Origin of the sequence: Polaribacter sp. 20A6, assembly GCF_011378915.1 — a bacterium.
Classification (GTDB): Bacteria; Bacteroidota; Bacteroidia; order Flavobacteriales; family Flavobacteriaceae; genus Polaribacter; species Polaribacter sejongensis.
The window spans coordinates 842081-862065 of the sequence record NZ_WTPZ01000001.1 but is presented as its reverse complement, the minus strand read 5'-3'; the positions used below and the strand labels follow the sequence as shown (position 1 = coordinate 862065).

Genomic DNA, 19985 nt, shown 5'->3' with positions numbered 1-19985 from the left:
TATAGTATCCTTGAAGCTCAATAAAAAACATTTATTACTAACATTTTTACTTCCAGTACAAATAATATTAATTCAATTGGCTGCAGAAAATCCTGCGTTTATAGAGAAATATTATTCAAACGGAATCTACCCTCCTATTTCTTCTTTTTTTAGAATTATTTTAGGATGGATTCCTTTTTCTGTTGGTGATATACTATTGGCTTTCGGACTCTTTATTTTTATTCGTTTTATATTTAGATTGATAAAAACACGTTTCAAGAATTTTATTCCAAAAATTGTTCATTTTACAGCCATTTTATCAGTTATTTATTTTTGCTTTTATCTCTTTTGGGGCTTAAATTATTACAGAGAGCCTTTGGCGAAAAACTTAAATTATCAACAAAAAGAATATACTACAGAGCAACTTCAAAAAGTAACAACACATGTAATAGTAAAGCTAAATGAGTATCAATATAAAATCACTAAAAATGATACTTTAAGGGTAGAAAATCCGTATTCTCAAAAAGAGATGTACACAATGGCAATTACTGGTTATGATAATTTATCTAAAGATTTCTCTCAGTTAAAATATCAATATAAATCTGTAAAAAATTCTTTAATGAGTTTACTACAAACGTATAATGGAACTGCAGGATATCTGAATCCTTTAACAGGTGAAGCACAGGTAAACGACAGACTTCCAAAAACAAGTTACCCAACTACAACGTGTCATGAAATGGCACATCAGATTGGTTTTGCTGCAGAAAACGAAGCTAATTTTGTTGGTTTTTTAGCAGCTAATTATAATGATGATCTTTATTTTAAATATGCAAGTTATCGAATGGCTTTGGGCTATTGTATTTCTGAATTAAGAAAACGTGACCAAAATTTATCCCAAGAACTTTGGAAAACAGTTCATAAAGGAATACTTAAAGATTTTAGTGCGAGTTATACCTTTTGGCAGCAATATAAAAATCCGTTTGAGCCAATTCTTAAAAAAGGATATAATGTCTATTTAAAAGCCAATAAACAAGATAAAGGTGTGCAATCTTATAATTATGTGGTGGATTTATTTATTAGTTATTTTGAGGTTTCTATACCTTCTTTAAATTCCTAAAACTTTGTTAAATTAACGTAATTTAACATTTTATAAAAAGCTTCTGTTTAGTTTTAGGAAATTAATTCAAACAAATTCAAACTTTTATGAGAAAATTACTCTTATTTTTCTCCTTATTTGTGGCGTATTCTATGCATTCGCAAGATTACTTCCCTACAGATAGCGGAGTTAAAACAACAGAAAACACAACTTTTGCATTTACAAATGCAACTATTTATGTAACACATGATAAAGTTGTAAAAAAAGGAACTTTACTAATTAAAGATGGTAAAGTTTTAAGTATTGGTAAATCGGTTAAAATACCAGAAGGTACCAAAACAATTGATTTAAGTGGAAAAACTATTTATCCTTCTTTTATTGATATTTATTCTGATTTTGGAATAGCAAAACCAGAAAGACAACCAAGGTCTAGAAACAGAACAGCGCAATACGAACCAACTAGAGAAGGTTATTACTGGAACGACCATATTAGACCAGAAACAAACCCAATTGCAGATTTTAAATTTGATGACAAGCAAGCTAAAAGCTTTATTGATGCTGGTTTTGGTGTTGTAAACACACACTTTAACGATGGTATTGTACAAGGTAACGGATTATTAATTGCATTAAATCCTAATTCTTCTGATGCTTACAGAATTATAGATACTAAATCTGCACAGTATTTATCTTTTAATAAAAGTGCAAAATCTACACAGGCTTACCCTAGTTCTAAAATGGGTGCTATGGCTTTATTACGTCAAGTATATAATGATGCTGATTGGTATGCTAAAGGAAACATGAAAAACAAAGATTTATCTTTAGAAGCTTTTAATGCGAATAAAAATTTAAATCAAATTTTTGAAACTTCTAATGTTTTAGATGCTTTAAGAGCAGACAAAGTTGGTGATGAATTTGGTGTACAATACACAATTGTTGGTAGCGGTAAAGAATTTGAAAGAATTTCTGATATTAAAGCGACAAACGCAAGCTTTATTATCCCTATTAATTTTAGCGATGCTTTTGATGTTTCTAACCCATTGTTAGCACAACACATTTCTTTAAGTGATATGCGTAGATGGAATCAAGAACCTTCTAACTTAAGTGTACTTTCTAAAAACGGAGTAAACTTTGCATTAACAACTCACTCTTTAAAATCTGTTGGTGCTTTTCATAAAAACTTACAAAAAGCTATTAAATATGGTTTTGATAAAGAAAAAGCTTTAGCTGCTTTAACTACTATTCCTGCTACTATTATTGACAATACTACTGTTGGTAATTTAAATACAGGTAGTTATGCAAACTTTATTATTACTTCTGGAGATGTTTTTGATCCTAAAACTACAATTCATGAAAACTGGATTCAAGGTGGTAAGAATATCGTTAATGATATGGACATTAAAGATATTACAGGTGATTATATGTTAACTGTAAATGATGAAAATTACGAATTAACAATTACAGGAAAAGGAGCTAAACAAACCGGGGCAATTAATAAAGACGGTAAAAAAGTAAATGCTAAATTTTCTTATGCGGATGATTGGGTTACTATTACTTTAAATGAAGACACTAAGTACACAAGAATGTTAGGTAAAGTGATAAATGCTTCTAACGTAATGCAAGGTGATGCTTTTGATACAAAAGGAGATAAAACTTCTTGGTCTGCAAGCAAAAAAATAGTAGAAACTAAAACAAACAAAAGGCCTTCAAGAAGAGGTGGTGGTAGAACAGAAGAAGCATTAACTGTTGTTCCTGTTAGTTATCCTAATATTGGTTTTGGTAATTACACACAACCAAAAACAGAAACAATTTTAGTAAAAAATGTTACTGTTTGGACAAGTGAAGATGAAGGTATTTTAGAAAATACAGATGTTCTTTTAAAGAACGGAAAAATTGCTAAAATAGGTGTAAATTTAAGTGCTAGTGGTGCAACTGTAGTAGACGGAACTGGTAAACACTTAACAGCTGGTATTATTGATGAGCATTCTCATATTGCTGCATCATCTATTAACGAAGGAGCACAAAACTCTTCTGCAGAAGTTACAATAGAAGACGTTATAGATCCTAATGATATTAATATCTATAGAAATCTTTCTGGAGGAACAACAACTTCTCAAATTTTACATGGTTCTGCAAATCCAATTGGTGGTCGTTCTGCAATTATCAAATTAAAATGGGGAGAAAATGCTGAAGATATGATTTATGATAATTCACCTAAATTTATAAAATTTGCTTTAGGAGAAAACGTAAAACAATCTCGTAGTACAAATGGTACGCGTTTTCCTCAAACAAGAATGGGTGTAGAACAAGTTTTTACAGATTACTTTACTAGAGCACATGAATATGATGCTTTAAAGAAAAGTGGAAAACCATATAGAATAGATGCAGAAATGGAAACTTTAGTTGAAATTTTACATGGAGATCGTCATATTTCTTGTCACTCTTATGTGCAATCAGAAATTAACATGTTAATGAATGTTGCTGATAAAATGGGTTTCAAAATAAATACATTTACACATATTTTAGAAGGTTATAAAGTGGCTGATAAAATGAAAGATCGCAATATTGGTGCTTCTACATTTTCTGATTGGTGGGCGTATAAATACGAAGTAAACGATGCAATACCTTTCAATGCTGCAATTATGCACGATGTTGGTCTTACAGTTGCTATTAATTCTGATGACAGAGAAATGTCTAGAAGATTAAATCAAGAAGCAGCAAAAACCATAAAATATGGTGGAATGACAGAATTAGAAGCTTGGAAAATGGTAACAATTAATCCTGCAAAACTATTACATTTAGATGAAAGAGTTGGTAGTATTAAAGTTGGTAAAGATGCTGATGTTGTTTTATGGAGTGATCATCCAATGTCTATTTACGCTAAAGTTGAAAAAACGATTATAGAAGGTAAAGTATTTTTTGATAGACAAGAAGACATTAAAAAGCGTGAGGCTATCAAATTAGAAAGAAGCAAATTAATCAACATGATGTCAAAGGAAAAAACAAGTGGTGCAAAAACTCAAGCTCCAAGAAAAAGAAGAGATATTGAATTTCACTGTGATACTGAAATATAAAGCTAGATACATATGAAAAAAATAATATATAGTTTGCTATTCACCTTCTTGTTAGGTAATAGCGTTATAGCACAACAAACGCCTGCAGATAAACAAACTGCAGACTACTCTATAGAAGGTGCAACCGCACATATAGGAGACGGAAAGATTATAGAAAACTCTTTAATAATATTTAGCGAAGGTAAAATTGTTTTTGCAGGTAGTGCAAATGCAAAAATTGCAAGAAGAGGAACTCTTATTGATGCAAAAGGAAAACATGTGTACCCTGGTTTTATTGCAGCAAACGCATCTTTAGGTTTGGTAGAGATTGACGCTGTAAAGGCAAGTGATGATGAGGATGAAATAGGTACAAACAACCCACACATTAGAAGTTTAATAGCTTATAATGCAGAAAGTAAAGTGGTAGAATCTATGAGACCTAACGGAGTTTTAATGGCTCAAATTACCCCAAGAGGTGGTTTAATTTCGGGTACATCATCTGTTGTACAATTAGATGCTTGGAACTGGGAAGATGCAGCTGTTAAAGTTGATGATGCAATTCATATGAATTGGCCAAAAAGTCTTTCTAGCGGAAGAAGAAGAGGTGGCGGAGATGGTTCTTTAAAAGCTGATCCAGATTACTCTAAAAACATTGCAGGTATTAAAACTTACTTTTCTAATGCTAAAAGTTATTTAGCTGGTAACGCAGAAAAAAAGCACTTACCTTACGAAGCTACTAAAGGTTTGTTTGATGGTACACAAAAACTTTTTATTCATGCAAACGGACAAAGAGAAATTACAGATGCTATTACAATTTCTAAAGAATTAGGAATAGAAAAAGTTGTAATTGTTCTTGGTGGTGAAGCAGATAAAGTTGTAGATTTATTAGTAAAAAACAATATTCCTGTTATTTTAGAAAGACCTCATAGAAACCCTAATAGTGAAGATGATGCTTATGATTCTACCTACACTATTGCAAAAATACTTACAGACAAAGGTGTTACTGTTGGTTTAGGTATGGAAGGTGATATGGAGCGTATGAATACTAGAAATTTACCTTTTTATGCAGGTACTTTTGCAGCTCATGGTTTAGACAAAGAAAGTGCTTTAAAATTATTAACATCTAATAATGCTAAAATATTAGGAATCGATGATTTTGTAGGAACTTTAGAAGTTGGTAAAGATGCTACTCTATTTATTTCTGAAGGTGATGCTTTAGATATGAGAACTAATATTATTTCTAATGCCTTTATACAAGGAAGAAAAATTAGTTTAGAAACACATCAAACACAACTTTGGAAACGCTATTCTAATAAATACAAAACTAAATAATGTATAAAAAGGCTCACAAATTGTGAGCCTTTTTTAATATTTTATATATCATCCATTTAAAAGAATTGTAACAAAAAAAAGCCCATCAATTAATTGATGGGCTTTTATAAAACTTTAAGTATATTTCTTAGATAACTTTTACGTTAACCGCGTTTAAACCTTTGTTTCCTTCTTGTAAATCGAATTCAACTTCGTCACCTTCTCTAATTTCATCAATTAAACCAGAAACGTGTACAAAATGATCTTTGCTTACTCCTTCTTCAGTGATAAAACCAAAACCTTTTGTGTCGTTGAAAAACTTTACTGTACCTTTACTCATAATAATGTTGTTAAATTTATAATACTAATTATATTGCAAAGATGGTTCCATTTTTCTGATATACAACCTTATAATTGTTTTCTTTTCTCTTTTTTATTATTTTTTTTATTATTTGGAATGATACGCCTTTAAATACAGTCTTTAAAAACTAATATTACACTATTATCTTCTCAAAGTAAATCCCTAAAAAAGTATCTACCTTTTCCTTTAAAGCGTTTATAGAGTGCTTTTCTTTTCTGTAAATTGTTACATTTTCTGCTTCCCTATTTCTACTAAAACTTTCTTGTACTTCTACAATACGAACACCTTTAATGTTTTCAAGGAGATTTTTTAATCCTACGACTAATGATGTGTCGCTTAAATAAATTTTTAAAGTTTGTTCTCTTGGTGAGTTTCTAATTTCAGTTCTAAATGCTAACATAATTATAAGTTTTAAGTGGTTTATAAATAATGTTACAGAAAAGTAACTCTCCTAAGTTACTATTTTAGTTTCATATTTACAAAAAAACATCTATAATCAATAATAAAAAAAAAGGAATACTTATGATTTTAAACCATCAGCATTCCTTTTTAAATTTTATTTTACTTGTTACTTTATACTATAAATTCTACCAATCTATCGGAAAATAATCTTTCAAAAATTTACCAGACCAGTGTTTCCCTGTGTTAATTCCATCAATTAAAGGATCCATCACTCTTGCGGCACCATCTACAATATCTAAAGGTGGCTGAAAATCGTGAGTTTCTACTTTATGCTTAGACAATTCTGCAGGATCTTCATCTGTAACCCAACCAGTATCAACCGCATTCATATAAATACCTTTTTTAGCAAATGTAGATGCAGACGTATGCGTTAACATATTTAAGGCTGCTTTTGCCATATTTGTATGCGGATGTCTGTCTACCTTTTTAAATCGATGAAACTTCCCTTCCATGGCAGTTACGTTGATAATATGTTTTTTACCTGTATTTTCTTTCATCATTAAATTAGACAAACGATTACATAACACAAACGGAGCAACAGCATTTACTAATTGTACTTCTACCATTTCTGTAGTTTCTATTTCGCCTAATTTTAAACGCCAACTGTTGGTTTTTCTTAAATCTACTTGTTGTAAATCTGCATCTAATTCTCCTTCCGGAAAAACTTCTGCCGTTTGTAATGAATTGTCAAAACTATACGGAATTTGAGATAATTCAGCCGAATTTCTTAAACCAATTCCTGGTTCTGGTCCATGCCAAGTAACTGGCAACACATTGTTTTTATCCGTTTTAGCAGTAGAGACACTTAAATCTGCCAATTCTTCTAAACAACCTTCATGATCTTGTAATAAAGTCTGTGCTAATTTTGGTAATTGATCTATCGGTTTCTTTTCGTTCTCCATTAAATGGAAATAAAAACCAGATGGTCTTCTTACTGTTTGCGCTGCATTGTTGATTAAAATATCTAATCGATCGTATTTTTGTTCTATATAATTACAGAAAATTTCTACACTTGGTATGTGTCGTAAATCTAAGCCATGAATGTGCAAACGATGACTCCAATCTTTATAATCTTCTTCTTTTGCAAAACGAATCGCAGAATCTGCAGGAAAACGAGTTGTTGCTACAACCGTTGCTCCAGAACGTAAACACATTAACGTAATGTGATATCCGATTTTTAAACGAGAACCTGTGATTACAGCTACTTGTCCTTTTAAATCTGTAGTTTGAAAACGTTTTGCATAATTTAAATCGCCACATTCTGTACACATCGTATCATAAAAATGATGTAATTTGGTAAAAACCGTTTTACATACATAACAATTTCTTGGCGATTCTAATTCTGGCGTATCTTCATTTAATTCTGCTGCTCCTAATAATTTAGGCGCCACAAATAAAGCTGCTTCTCTTGCTGAACGAATTCCGGTTGATTTTCTAGCGTGTTTATCGCTTTCAATCATTTTACGCTTTGCCGCTTTTTTTGCGTCTTTACGTCTGCGTTGAAATTCATCACGATTTGGACGAGACAATTCGCCAGCAACTTTAAAAAGTGCGACTCTTTGTTCTTCTGGCAATTCAAAAAGTTGATTCGTGTCCTCCAATAATTTTTGAAGTGTATTGATACACGAACTTACTTCTGTATTTAATTCTTTATTACTCATATTCTTACACTTCTACTTACACTTTGTAAATACGTACTTTTTTCTTTTTTAAACGAGAGTTGTTTAATTTCTCTATCAATTCTTCTGTTAATCTAGATGGAACTGCCACAAAAGCACAATCTTGTTTCAACTCAATTGCTCCTAATTGATCTTTACTTAATTTTCCTTGTTTTATAAACAAACCAGCAATATCTCCTTTAGAAACTTTGTCTTTTCTACCTCCAGAAATAAATAATGTTTCCCAAAAAACAGGACTTCTTTCTGCTTGTTTAGAAATATTTTGTAAATCAGCATGCTTAATAAAGTCTGGTAAACGTTCGTCTTTCCATTTTAGAACAAAGGCAGTTCCTTCTGCAGAAACTCTTGCTGTACGTCCATTTCTATGTGTAAATTCTTCTACGGCTTGCGGTAATTCATAATGAATTATAAAACTCATTTCTGGCACATCAATTCCTCTTGCTGCTAAATCTGTTGCAATTAATAATTGATTGGTTCCGTTTCTAAATTTTATTAAAGAACGTTCTCTATCCTTTTGCTCCATTCCACCACTAAAACAACCGTGTTTTATGTTCTTGCTTTCTAAAAATGTACTTACGTTATTTATAGAATCTTTTAAATTACAAAAAACAATCCCTTGCTTATTTCCTAAATGATTTAGTAAATGTAATAAGGTATTTAGTTTATTTTTAGCCGGAGAAACTACTGTTCTTATTTCTAATTTAGAAGTTACTGCTTTTAAATAATTAACGGTATTTGGTTTACTTAAACCTACAAACTCCGGAATTTCAACTCCTTGTGTTGCAGAAGTTAATATGCGTTTATTTAATGATAATTGATTGATGATATTACGCATTTCATATTCAAAACCAACCTCTAAAGACTTATCAAATTCATCTAAAATTAAAGTTTTAATGTGGTCTTTAGAAAAACGATCGTTTGCAAAATGATCTGAAATTCTACCAGGTGTTCCTATTAAAATTGCAGGAATATGTTTTAATTCTATCTTATCTTTAGACATCGGTCTACCACCGTAAACTGCATTTACTTTAAAACCAGAACCCATAGAACGAATTACTTGCTCTATTTGAATTGCTAACTCTCTAGAGGGCACTAAAATCAGTGCTTGTACTTCTTCTAAATTTGGATCTAAAAACTCTAATAAAGGCAAAGAAAAAGCCAATGTTTTTCCTGTTCCTGTTGGCGAAAGTAAGATTACATTATCGTTTTTGTTAATGGTAGCAATCGCTTCTTTTTGCATTTGATTTAACTCTTCAATCTGCAATTTTGATAATATATCTTGTTGACTTTTAATGTTATTTGCCATACTTATTTCTTTTTTTAGTAAATGGTATCATTTACTTTTTTATTGATGTCTGGTTGAATAAAATTAAGAACGAACTTAAATATTTATAACTACCATTGACAGTTTATATAACTTACTGTTTACAAAAATTACCACATAGATACATAGCTCATATAGTCTATGTTTTCTATGTTCCTCTGTGGTAAATAATATTGTTTATTTCTTTTTCTTCTTTTTAATTACCTCTGGTTTTGTCTTTGCACTAGTTGTTTGTGCTAAATAATTAGACAAAACTTTATCTACCAATTCTTCTTTGGTTAAATGATGAAATATCGTTTTAATCTCTGCTTTTAAATCTTCTGAAATAGCACGATTTGGTTTTGCTTTAAACACTTTTTTAGCCCAAAGAATGGTATTGTTATCTTCAATACTTTGTGCATCTGCTTTTTTGTATTCTTTAAAAGTCAAACCTAAATCTTCTTCAAATTCAGGAATTTCTTCTAATTCTTCTGGTTGTATCACACTTAAAGAAAGCCCCGTTGCTCCTGCCCTAGCTGTTCTACCGCTTCTATGCACATACGTTTCATATTTATCTGGTAAATGGTAATTTACTACGTAAGAAATTTCTTTTACATCAATACCACGAGCTGCTAAATCTGTAGCCACCAAAATATCGATATTTCCTTCTCTAAATTGTCCCATTACTCGATCACGAATCCCTTGAGTTAAACTACCGTGTAAAGCACCTGATGAAAATTTATTAATCGCTAAATTTTTAGCTAATTTATTAACTGCAGCTTTGGTTTTACAGAAAATAATTCCGCGTTCTCCTTCTTTAGTCGATAAAAAGTGCATTAAAACATTCAATTTTTCTATCGGTTCTACCACTACATATTGATGATCGATGCCTTTATGCCCAACAGAATCCATATCTGTTTCTATATGTTCTACGTGTTTAGACATATAGTTTTGTATCAATTGCTTAATCGTTCCTGGCATCGTTGCTGTAAACAACAATGTTCTTCTAACATTCGGAATTTCTTTTATAATAGCATCTACTTCTTCCTTTAAAGCGCTTACCATTTCATCAGCTTCATCTAAAACAAAGTAGTTAATTTTTGTAATATCAATCGCTTCACGTTTCATTAAATCTACCAATCTACCCGGAGTTGCAATTACAATACTAGGCTTCTTTTTAATCGCTTCAATCTGTGGTTTTATAGGGATTCCACCGCAAATAGATACTATTTTTTCCTTTTGTTCATCCGAAGAAAAAGAAAGTAAATTATCATATATCTGATGACCTAATTCTCTTGTAGGTGCTAAAATTAAAACTTGAATATGTGTTTCATCAGCTTTAATTTTTTGCAATAAAGGCAAACCAAAAGCAGCTGTTTTTCCTGTTCCTGTTTTTGCCAAAACCACCATATCTTTCTTTTTATGTAAGATAAAAGGAATGGTTTTTTCTTGAACCGCAGTAGGAACTGTAATTTCTAATTTTGCTAAACGTGCTTCTAATTCTTTATGAATTCCTAAAGATGAAAAGGTTTTTGACATTAAATATATTTTTTGCAAAGGTAGCAATATCGTTCTTGTTAATTAAAGAAATTATGGCTCTTGAATTTAAAATATTTTAATTGAAAATAAAATGATCAGAATACTCAAAAATAAGCTTAAAAGCGGCTTTTTGAATCCGTATATTTGCAACTCTATTTTAGTATAAATATTCATTTGAAACAGATAAAAGCATACTTACAGCAAATAGCCAACATATCTCAAGAAGATTGGGACTTTTTTACGTCTAAATTGCAGCCTCGTGTTATTAAAAAGAAAGCTGTTTTCTTAAAATTAAACGAAATTGAAAACCATATTTCATTTATAGAATCTGGTGTGGTACGCTTGTATATCCCTAAAGAAAATCCTGAAAAAGAAATTACTTTTGGTTTTAGTTTTAAGGACCAATTTATTAGTGCTTATGATTCTTTTTTAACCAGAAAACCTTCTGCTTATGAACTACAAGCACTCACAGAAACTACCATATTAAGTGTTTCTTACACCGATTTACAAGAAATTTATAAAAGAACTCAAATTGGTAATTTAATAGGAAGATTAACAGCAGAACGCCTATTTTTAATAAAATCTAGTAGAGAACAAAATCTATTAAACCTAACTGCAGAAGAACGTTATCTTAAATTATTTAAAGACCGTCCAGAAATTTTAAAAGAAATCCCTTTAAAATATGTCAGTTCTTATATTGGTGTCACTGCACAAGCTTTAAGCCGAATTAGAAAACGTATTTAATAATATCAATACATTTTATAACACTTTTAAAGTGTCCTTTTTATCATAAAAATTAGTCTTGTTTCTTGGTTCTTAAAGAGCAGCGCTCTTTTTTTTATTGATTTAGGTTCATTGTTTCAATTAAAATAGCAGACTATCTTTGCCAAAATTATAAGTATGGCAGTCGTTATTTTTATTATAGTGCTTTGGTATGGAGGTTTGTTTTTTCAATCTTTCTTTTTACATCGTTATGCAGCACATCAAGTATTTACCATGTCTAAAACCATGGAAAAAATCACTTTTATTTTAACTTGGGTTTTTCAAGGATCTAGTTACTTAAGTGCGTATGGATACGGAATTATGCACAGAATGCACCATGCATATACAGACACAGAAAAAGATCCACACTCTCCGTCTTACGATGCAAATATGTTTGCAATGATGTGGAAAACAAAAACTATTTATCAAGATATTAACGAGCAACGCATTGCTATTGATGATCGTTTTACTAAAAATGTACCGCAATGGAAATCGTTTGACTCTTTTGCTGGTTCTCGTTTTTCTCGTTTACTATGGATTACCTTTTACATTCTATTCTTTGTCTTTTTTGTAACCGCTTGGTGGCAATGGTTGTTATTACCAATTGCTTTTTTAATGGCGCCAATTCACGGTGTGATTATTAACTGGTTCGGACACATTTACGGCTATGTAAACTTTAAAATGAAGAACACAAGTAAGAATCTTTTTCATTTCGATTTCCTTATGATGGGAGAAGGTTACCATAACAATCATCATAAACACGCAAGTAGTCCTAATTTTGGTGTAAAATGGCACGAAATAGATATGACTTATGTAATTATTAAGGTTTTAGACTTTTTGGGGCTTATAAAATTGAAGTCTATAAACGTTAAGAATTAATTTGAATAAAAATGAATTTCTCCCATCTGTAATTCCTCATTTATTTTGAATAGAATATTTTATTGAGTAATGGCAAAGTAGCTTTTAAAACAATATTTATCTGTATTTTTGAGAAAAACAAGAATATGAATAAAATGATAGTTAGGTTTTTATTATTTCTAATCCCTTTGTTGGGGTATTCTCAAAGAGCAAAATTGTATAAAGATTTACCTATTAAATCTTATTACAAAAATGGAAATATTAGAGTAGTTAGAAATTTTAATTCCGGCAAACTTTTAGGTTATAAAACCTTTTACAGAAGCGGAGCTATACAATCTAATTATGTATTTAATTCAAAAGGACATCATGATAGTATTGCCAATTTCTACTACCCAAACGGTAAAGTTAAAACAGTCTGGAAGTATAAAAATAACATCGTTAAAAAACGTATAGATTATACGTTAAAAGGAGAAGTCATAAAGGGAAAAAAAGATTATAAAAGATTAAGAGAATGCAATGATTATTTATCACATTATAGAAATAATTTAAAATACACATTCTTAAGAGCTAAATTAAATTCAAACCTTGGTTTTTATGACGAAGCTTTAGAAGATTTTAATTTTATTCTATCAAAGTTAAGTCCAAGTCAAATAAAAAGATCTGCACAAAGAAGCATATACCACAGTATGGCTATAGATTACACTTATACAGAAGATTATGAAAAAGCTTTAATGTATGGTTTTAAAGCTTTGGCTATCCAAAACGATAATCAAGCAGTATTAAATAATTTAGGTTGGTTATTATTAAGAATTAAAGACTACGATTTAGCACTTACATTCTTAGATAAATGCCATGAAATTAATCCAAAAAATTATTATGCTTTTTTTAATAAAGCAAAAATATATTTAGAAAAAGGGAACTACCAGAAAGCTTTAGGTTTTATTGAAAAAACGATACTTGATGAAAGAAGTCATAAATTAAGTAAAAAAAACATTTCAGAAGAAAAAACTATTTGGGCCACAAGAGGCGAAATATATTATAAGTTAGGAAGGTTAGACGAAGGAATTATAGATTTACAAAAAGCTTTAGAAGAGAACCCTGCAAATTCATATGCCTATAGATGTTTGGCTTTAATTTACATAGATAATAATCAGTTAAACAAAGCTTATGGTACTTTATTGAAAGCTGAAGAATATAAATATGACAAAATTTATGAGACCAGTGAAGTAAAAGAGCTACTTAGTAGGTATTATACCTCTAAATAATAATAGCATAAAAAGGAAACAATAAAACAAAAATATTTAGAATAAATATCATTGTCGATTTTTAAAGATCATTACCTATAATTTCTATAAAAACCATTTAAAAACACCCTTTAATTAGTGGTGTTTTTTTCATTTTTAGTATCTTTGTTAGACACTGAACTCAAGCTATAAACCTACCTTTCTATCTCTAAAATGAAAAACTACAAGCCAAAAAAAAGACTACCTGCACAAGCTTATATAGATGGTATTTTAAAAGGTGATAGAGTAATTCTGTCTAGGGCAATTACTATTATTGAAAGTAATTTAGAAAGCGACAAAAGTTTAGCAAAGGAAATAGTTCAAGAGATATTACCAAGTTCAGGGAAATCCATACGAATTGGTATTACAGGAGTTCCTGGCGTTGGTAAAAGTACTTTTATTGAAGTCTTTGGGTTGCATTTGGTGAAATTAGGACATAAAGTTGCCATTTTATCTATAGATCCAAGTAGTCAGCGCTCTCGCGGAAGTATTTTAGGTGATAAAACGAGGATGGATGAATTATCAGTTTTACAAGAAGCCTATATTAGACCTTCCGCATCTGGCGACACTTTAGGTGGTGTTTCTAATAAAACTGGAGAAACCATGTTACTTTGTGAAGCAGCAGGTTACGATGTTATTTTAATCGAAACCGTTGGTGTTGGTCAGTCTGAAACTGCGGTACACGGAATGACAGATTTCTTTTTATTGTTGATGTTGGCTGGTGCTGGTGATGAATTGCAAGGAATAAAAAAAGGAATTATGGAAATGGCAGATATGGTTGTTATTAATAAGGCCGATGGTGATAATATTACCATGAGTAAACTAGCTAAAAGACAATACCAAAACGCACTACATATTTTTCCGGCTTCAGAGTCTGGTTGGACTCCTGTTGCAAGTACAGCTTCAGCTATAAAAAACATTGGAATTGATAAAGTTTGGGATGAAATTTTAAACTTTAAAAAATTAGTTGATGAGAATGGTTATTTCTTAAAAAACAGAAACCATCAACAAATAAAATGGATGTATAACAATATTAATGAAGAATTGAAACACTTGTTTTATGGTTCAAAAAATATTAAAAGAGAACTTTCAGAATTAGAAAAAGATATTGTCACAGCTAAAATTTCGCCTGTAAAAGCAGCCCAACAAATTATAGATGAATTCAAAAATTCTTTTAAATTGAATTAATAATTCATGAACCTTAAAATTGTATGAAATGATATTTGATAGTTATTTTGACAGACAATTTGAATTGAGGTATTTTGAAATGAATAATAAAGGATTAGCAAGGCCAACAACTATTTTGGCTTTGTTAGAAGAAACTGCTGCAGACCATTCTCACTTTATAGGAAACAGTTTATTTGATCTCTTAGAAAAAAATGTAGGTTGGGTATTAGTTTCTGGAGTTTTACAAATGAATCGTTACCCTAGTTATAAAGAAAAAATCACTATAAGAACTTGGCTCTCTCACTACTCTTTTATCAAAGGTTATAGAGAAAATATTATTTACGATGAAAACAATAATATTATAGGAAGTGCAAAAGGTTTATGGGTTTTCTTTGACATTGATAAAAGAAAACCGATCCCTATTTTTAATGAAATTAAGGAAAAATGGTCTTTACTTAACAAATATGCTATCAATCGTAATATCAAGAAAAAAATAATTGCAGTAGAATCACCTCAGCATGTCAAACAATTTAGAGTCAACCGCTATGATACAGATTCTAATAAACACGTAAATAATATTCGATATTTACAATGGGTAATAGAATCGATCCCTGAAGAAATTACAGATAATTACTTTTTACATGAAATTGATGGTCGCTTTATTGCTGAAGCAAAGTTTGGAGACACTATTCTATCTTTAACTCAAGAACTTGAAACAAAAAATTCTTTTGCACATACTATAAAAATTAAAGGAAGTGATACAATTTGTGCTACTGCTAAGACTATTTGGAAACCGTATTAAAAATTATCAGGTACAATTTTGTCTTTTCTTCGATAAGAGAAATCACATAAAATTACTCAGTATTTGAGACCTCTTGTTATGCGACTTCTCATTGCATTCGAAGTGACAAGTACATGGAGTTTTAGTTATTCATCAAAAGGAAACACTTTTTTTTATGTAAACATTTTATCTAACATTCAACTCTACCAAACAGTTTTGTCGAAGACTATCTTAAAATTACTGAATGTCCTTCGACAAGCTCAGGAAGACATTTAGATTTTCAATTGTTTTAGCGACATAATAATATTAAATTGGTATAACATAAATACTCCTTTTACGTTTTAACTGAAGTAATAACAACAACAAAAAAGCCCAAACAACTAATTGTTTGGGCTTTTCAATATAAATAATTTAAAACTTATTCTTGCTCTAAATATTTTTCCATAATCGTAATTGCAGATTCTGAAATTACAGTACCAGGACCAAAAATAGCGACTACTTTTCTTTCTAATAAATAATCATAATCCTGTGCAGGTATTACACCCCCTGCAAAAACCATAATATCTGGTCTACCTAATTTTTCTAATTCTCCAATTAATTGCGGAATTAACGTTTTATGACCAGCCGCTAAACTAGAGGCTCCCACAAAATGTACATCGTTTTCAATAGCTTGTTTTGCTACTTCTTCTGGCGTTTGAAATAAAGATCCCATATCTACATCAAAACCTAAATCGGCAAAACTAGATGCAACAACTTTTGCGCCTCTATCATGCCCATCTTGTCCCATTTTTGCAATCATAACTCTTGGTCTACGGCCTTCAATTTCTGCAAACTTATCCGTTAATTTTTGCGCTTTCGCAAACGTACTATCGTTATTTACTTCTTTTCCGTACACACCACTTATCAATTTAGTATCTGCTTTATGTCTTCCAAAATGAACTTCTAAAGCATCAGATATTTCACCTAATGTAGCAAAATTTTCGGCAGCAATAACTGCTAGTTCTAATAAATTTCCTTTTCCGGTTCCAGCACAATCTTCTAACGCTTTTAAATTTGCCTTAACCAACTCAGAATTACGTGCTGCTTTCATTTTATTTAAACGAGCAATTTGAGAATCTCTTACAACGGTATTATCAACATCTAAGATTTCAATATTTGTTTTTTCTTTTGTTTGAAATTTATTCACTCCAACTAAAATATCTTGCCCCGAATCTAAACGTGCTTGTTTACGAGCAGAAGCTTCTTCGATACGTAGTTTTGGAACGCCAGTTTCAATAGCTTTTGCCATTCCTCCTAGCTCTTCTACTTCTTCGATTAGTTTCCAGGCTTTCTTCGCAATTTCTTGCGTTAAATACTCCACATAATAAGAACCCGCCCAAGGATCTACCGATTTAGTCATTTGGGTTTCATCTTGAATAAAAATTTGCGTGTTACGAGCAATTCTTGCAGAGAAATCTGTTGGTAAAGCAATTGCTTCATCCAATGCATTGGTGTGTAAAGATTGCGTACCTCCTAACGTTGCCGCCATTGCTTCTATACAAGTACGAGACACGTTGTTAAATGGATCCTGCTCACTTAAACTCCAACCAGAAGTCTGACTATGCGTACGCAAAGCCATCGATTTTGGATTTTTAGGATTGAATTGTTTTATAATTTTTGCCCAAAGCATACGTGCAGCACGCATTTTAGCAATTTCCATAAAATGATTCATTCCTACAGCCCAGAAAAATGATAAACGAGGCGCAAACTCATCAATTTTTAAACCAGATTTTAATCCGGTTCTAATGTATTCCATTCCGTCTGCTAAGGTATATGCCAATTCAATATCCGCTGTTGCCCCTGCTTCTTGCATGTGGTAACCAGAGATAGAAATGGAGTTAAATTTCGGCATATTCTTAGTGGTGTAATCAAAAATATCACCAATAATTTTCATAGAAGGTAAAGGTGGATAAATGTATGTATTACGCACCATAAATTCTTTTAAAATATCATTCTGAATCGTTCCAGCAAGTTTATCTAAAGAAACACCTTGTTTTTTTGCGGCTGCAATGTAAAAGGCCATAATTGGTAAAACGGCACCATTCATTGTCATAGAAACTGACATTTTATCTAACGGAATTTGATCGAACAAAATTTCCATATCTAAAATAGAATCTATGGCAACACCGGCTTTACCAACATCTCCCGTTACACGCGGATGATCTGAATCGTAACCACGGTGTGTAGCCAAATCAAAAGCAACGGAAAGTCCTTTTTGACCTGCTGCTAAATTTCTTCTGTAAAAAGCGTTTGACTCTTCCGCAGTAGAAAAACCTGCGTATTGACGAATCGTCCAAGGACGCATGGCATACATGGCACTATATGGACCTCTTAAAAAAGGAGGCACACCAGCAGCAAAACCTAAATGTTCTGCCTCTGCAATATCTTCTTTTGTAAATTGTTTTTTTACAGGAATTCCTTCAGGAGTATTCCAAACATCTTTATTCTCTGAAGCTGCCACTGTTTGTTTAACAGCTGAATTTATTTTTATATCTGAAAAATCTGGTTTCATACTTCTAAAGATTTAAAGGTTTTTTGAACTTTTTTCTGAATATTAGAAAGCACAACAAGAACATCTGTTCTCATATTTACAACACCATCTAAACCAGCAGCTGTTAATTCATCCATGTTTTTTGGAGCACCAGCTAATAGTAAGACTTTGTCTGTATCAATTGCTCTAAATGTTTTTACAAAATCGACAGCGGTTGCATTGTAATCTTCATCTGAACTACAAATAACAACTACATTTGAATTTGATTTCGCGCTTTCTGTAGCGGCAACTTCTGCATTTGCAAAACTTTCTTCTTGATGTACATCAAAACCACTTACTCCTATAAAATCATACGCAAAAGCAGCTCTTGCTTTACGCATCGTTAAGTTTCCGTAACTTGCGAGTTGTACAATTGGTCGCACATTAGTACTTGCCACTAACTCTTCTGTAACCCTACGCATTGCTTCAATTTCTAAAGAAGCTCTTCTTGGAATTAGCACCTTAGGATCATCTGTAATTCCTGAAGAAAGAACGTTTACAGGAACTTTTTCCATTAGGTTCGGGTATTTATTAATCCCAACCATAGGGGTTCTACGCTGACTAATTAGTTTTAATTTTTTAAGTCGAATTTCAGCAATTTGCTGTTGAATAATTTCATTTTCAAAATTGATATAAAAACCACCGTCTGCTTCAATCGCTTTAAAAAGTTCTAAAGCTTTTTCTGCAATTTTAGAACTTACCTCTTCAATATAATAAGAACCATCTACAGGGTTTGAAACTTTACCAAAGTAAGATTCTTCTTTTAAAATTGTTGTTATGTTTCCGGCTATTCTGCTTGAAAAATCAGAAGCACTTTTAAATTCTTTATCATATGCATCTATTAAAACACCGTCAACATTACCTAAAATTGCAGCCATTGCTTCTGTTGTACAACGTAACAAATTAGTTTCTGCATCGGTAATTGACTTACTCCAAATAGATGTTTTAGCTGTAATTGTATTCGAAAAATCAGCAAGCTGATATTTGGCAGCAACCTCAGCTAATAAGTTATTGAAAGCTCTAAATTTACCAATCTCTACAAAATACTCTAAACCAATGGCTAGATTGAAGTTTAGATTATTAAAAATATCTTGAACTAAAATTCCTTTTTCTTTCAGTTTTTCTGTTAAGAAAACTAGAGAACTTAATGTATATGCAATTTCTTGAACTTGATTTGCTCCAGAATCTAAATACTCTGTTCCAGAAATAGAAACTGCTTTAAAATTTGGAAAATCACTTGTCAATTTCACCAACTCTGCAGTAACATCAACTAGACTTTCGTTAAAAACACCCGTTGTTACATAACCCGAAATTAAGTTTGTATCGATATAGCCTTTTAAGTTTTTACCTTTTGCAAATGCAACTAATTCCTTTGTAAAAGGGATGGCATTATTAAATAATTTAAAGGAAACAGTAATTTCATTTAAGTCTATTCCATTTAAAAGCTCTTCAACGGGTACATTTGTTATCATTTGAAAAATAATACCATTTATACCTTCTTTAATTGCTTTTAATGCTAAATCATTACCAGATTTCCCACAGCAAGCAGTAACACTTCTATAGTTTACTAATGCTTGTGAATTCTGTCCTGTATTCTTTAGCTGTGTTATTGAGTTTTCAATATTATAACAAGGCTGAAAATTGATACCAGTTAGGTTTTTCCATACTAGTTTTCTATCAAAATCAGCACCTTTTAAATCTGCGGTCACTCTTTCCATCCACTGTTCAGTAGAAACTGAAGGAAAATCTGAAAATAATGTTTTATTTTTCTCGCTCATTATGTCT

15 protein-coding genes are annotated in these 19985 nt (G+C 31.2%); 8 read left to right on the top strand and 7 right to left on the bottom strand.

Annotation, left to right across the window (positions count from 1 at the left end; translation table 11 throughout):
* Positions 1-10 precede the first annotated feature (10 nt).
* The 3 genes from GQS57_RS03415 (at position 11) to GQS57_RS03405 (ending at position 5457) form a co-directional block, all read left to right on the top strand.
* On the top strand, positions 11-1096 hold the full coding sequence (locus tag GQS57_RS03415; protein WP_165731165.1) for a DUF3810 domain-containing protein: 1086 nt from the start codon (positions 11-13) through the stop codon (positions 1094-1096).
* An 86-nt stretch (positions 1097-1182) separates the two neighbouring features.
* Positions 1183-4146 (top strand): amidohydrolase family protein, encoded by a 2964-nt coding sequence (locus GQS57_RS03410; protein ID WP_205860183.1) that lies wholly within the window; start codon positions 1183-1185, stop codon positions 4144-4146.
* Positions 4147-4158: 12 nt separating this feature from the next.
* Positions 4159-5457, top strand: a complete 1299-nt coding sequence (locus GQS57_RS03405; protein WP_165731164.1) for an amidohydrolase family protein — start codon at positions 4159-4161, stop codon at positions 5455-5457.
* A 127-nt stretch (positions 5458-5584) separates the two neighbouring features.
* On the opposite strand, the gene GQS57_RS03400 is transcribed toward GQS57_RS03405, so the two are convergent.
* From GQS57_RS03400 to GQS57_RS03380, 5 genes are all read right to left on the bottom strand, one after another.
* Positions 5585-5776, bottom strand: a complete 192-nt coding sequence (locus GQS57_RS03400; RefSeq protein WP_068448022.1) for a cold-shock protein — start codon at positions 5774-5776, stop codon at positions 5585-5587.
* A 154-nt stretch (positions 5777-5930) separates the two neighbouring features.
* The gene (locus GQS57_RS03395; protein ID WP_165731163.1) at positions 5931-6197 is read right to left on the bottom strand and encodes a hypothetical protein; all 267 of its coding nucleotides are present in this window, start codon (positions 6195-6197) and stop codon (positions 5931-5933) included.
* Between the two features lie 187 nt (positions 6198-6384).
* Complete coding sequence (locus tag GQS57_RS03390; RefSeq protein WP_165731162.1) at positions 6385-7920, bottom strand: SDR family NAD(P)-dependent oxidoreductase; 1536 nt, start codon at positions 7918-7920, stop codon at positions 6385-6387.
* A 16-nt stretch (positions 7921-7936) separates the two neighbouring features.
* Positions 7937-9244 (bottom strand): DEAD/DEAH box helicase, encoded by a 1308-nt coding sequence (locus GQS57_RS03385; protein WP_165731161.1) that lies wholly within the window; start codon positions 9242-9244, stop codon positions 7937-7939.
* A gap of 195 nt (positions 9245-9439) precedes the next feature.
* Positions 9440-10780: a DEAD/DEAH box helicase gene (locus GQS57_RS03380; RefSeq protein WP_165731160.1), complete on the bottom strand. Its 1341-nt coding sequence runs from the start codon at positions 10778-10780 to the stop codon at positions 9440-9442.
* Positions 10781-10954: 174 nt separating this feature from the next.
* Here GQS57_RS03380 and GQS57_RS03375 point away from each other — a divergent pair, with 174 nt between their 5' ends.
* The 5 genes from GQS57_RS03375 (at position 10955) to GQS57_RS03355 (ending at position 15652) form a co-directional block, all read left to right on the top strand.
* Positions 10955-11524: a Crp/Fnr family transcriptional regulator gene (locus GQS57_RS03375; RefSeq protein WP_165731159.1), complete on the top strand. Its 570-nt coding sequence runs from the start codon at positions 10955-10957 to the stop codon at positions 11522-11524.
* A 156-nt stretch (positions 11525-11680) separates the two neighbouring features.
* Positions 11681-12421, top strand: a complete 741-nt coding sequence (locus GQS57_RS03370; RefSeq protein ID WP_165731158.1) for an acyl-CoA desaturase — start codon at positions 11681-11683, stop codon at positions 12419-12421.
* 125 nt (positions 12422-12546) lie between these two features.
* On the top strand, positions 12547-13665 hold the full coding sequence (locus GQS57_RS03365) for a tetratricopeptide repeat protein (protein WP_165731157.1): 1119 nt from the start codon (positions 12547-12549) through the stop codon (positions 13663-13665).
* A gap of 192 nt (positions 13666-13857) precedes the next feature.
* On the top strand, positions 13858-14871 hold the full coding sequence (meaB, locus tag GQS57_RS03360) for a methylmalonyl Co-A mutase-associated GTPase MeaB (protein ID WP_165731156.1): 1014 nt from the start codon (positions 13858-13860) through the stop codon (positions 14869-14871).
* Between the two features lie 28 nt (positions 14872-14899).
* Complete coding sequence (locus GQS57_RS03355) at positions 14900-15652, top strand: acyl-[acyl-carrier-protein] thioesterase (protein WP_165731155.1); 753 nt, start codon at positions 14900-14902, stop codon at positions 15650-15652.
* Positions 15653-16049: 397 nt separating this feature from the next.
* On the opposite strand, the gene scpA is transcribed toward GQS57_RS03355, so the two are convergent.
* Both scpA and GQS57_RS03345 read right to left on the bottom strand, forming a co-directional pair.
* Positions 16050-18182 (bottom strand): methylmalonyl-CoA mutase, encoded by a 2133-nt coding sequence (gene scpA / locus GQS57_RS03350; RefSeq protein ID WP_165731154.1) that lies wholly within the window; start codon positions 18180-18182, stop codon positions 16050-16052.
* Entirely contained in the window at positions 18179-19978 is a 1800-nt protein-coding gene (locus GQS57_RS03345; RefSeq protein WP_165731153.1) for a methylmalonyl-CoA mutase family protein, read from the bottom strand. The genes scpA and GQS57_RS03345 overlap by 4 nt, the downstream gene beginning before the upstream one ends.
* Positions 19979-19985 lie beyond the last annotated feature (7 nt).

Coding starts and splice junctions, on each gene's coding strand:
- GQS57_RS03410 (WP_205860183.1), top strand. CDS start 1,183: ATGAGAAAATTACTCTTATTTTTCTCCTTATTTGTGGCGTATTCTATG.
- GQS57_RS03405 (WP_165731164.1), top strand. CDS start 4,159: ATGAAAAAAATAATATATAGTTTGCTATTCACCTTCTTGTTAGGTAAT.
- GQS57_RS03400 (WP_068448022.1), bottom strand. CDS start 5,776: ATGAGTAAAGGTACAGTAAAGTTTTTCAACGACACAAAAGGTTTTGGT.
- GQS57_RS03395 (WP_165731163.1), bottom strand. CDS start 6,197: ATGTTAGCATTTAGAACTGAAATTAGAAACTCACCAAGAGAACAAACT.
- GQS57_RS03390 (WP_165731162.1), bottom strand. CDS start 7,920: ATGAGTAATAAAGAATTAAATACAGAAGTAAGTTCGTGTATCAATACA.
- GQS57_RS03385 (WP_165731161.1), bottom strand. CDS start 9,244: ATGGCAAATAACATTAAAAGTCAACAAGATATATTATCAAAATTGCAG.
- GQS57_RS03380 (WP_165731160.1), bottom strand. CDS start 10,780: ATGTCAAAAACCTTTTCATCTTTAGGAATTCATAAAGAATTAGAAGCA.
- GQS57_RS03370 (WP_165731158.1), top strand. CDS start 11,681: ATGGCAGTCGTTATTTTTATTATAGTGCTTTGGTATGGAGGTTTGTTT.
- GQS57_RS03365 (WP_165731157.1), top strand. CDS start 12,547: ATGAATAAAATGATAGTTAGGTTTTTATTATTTCTAATCCCTTTGTTG.
- meaB (WP_165731156.1), top strand. CDS start 13,858: ATGAAAAACTACAAGCCAAAAAAAAGACTACCTGCACAAGCTTATATA.
- GQS57_RS03355 (WP_165731155.1), top strand. CDS start 14,900: ATGATATTTGATAGTTATTTTGACAGACAATTTGAATTGAGGTATTTT.
- scpA (WP_165731154.1), bottom strand. CDS start 18,182: ATGAAACCAGATTTTTCAGATATAAAAATAAATTCAGCTGTTAAACAA.
- GQS57_RS03345 (WP_165731153.1), bottom strand. CDS start 19,978: ATGAGCGAGAAAAATAAAACATTATTTTCAGATTTTCCTTCAGTTTCT.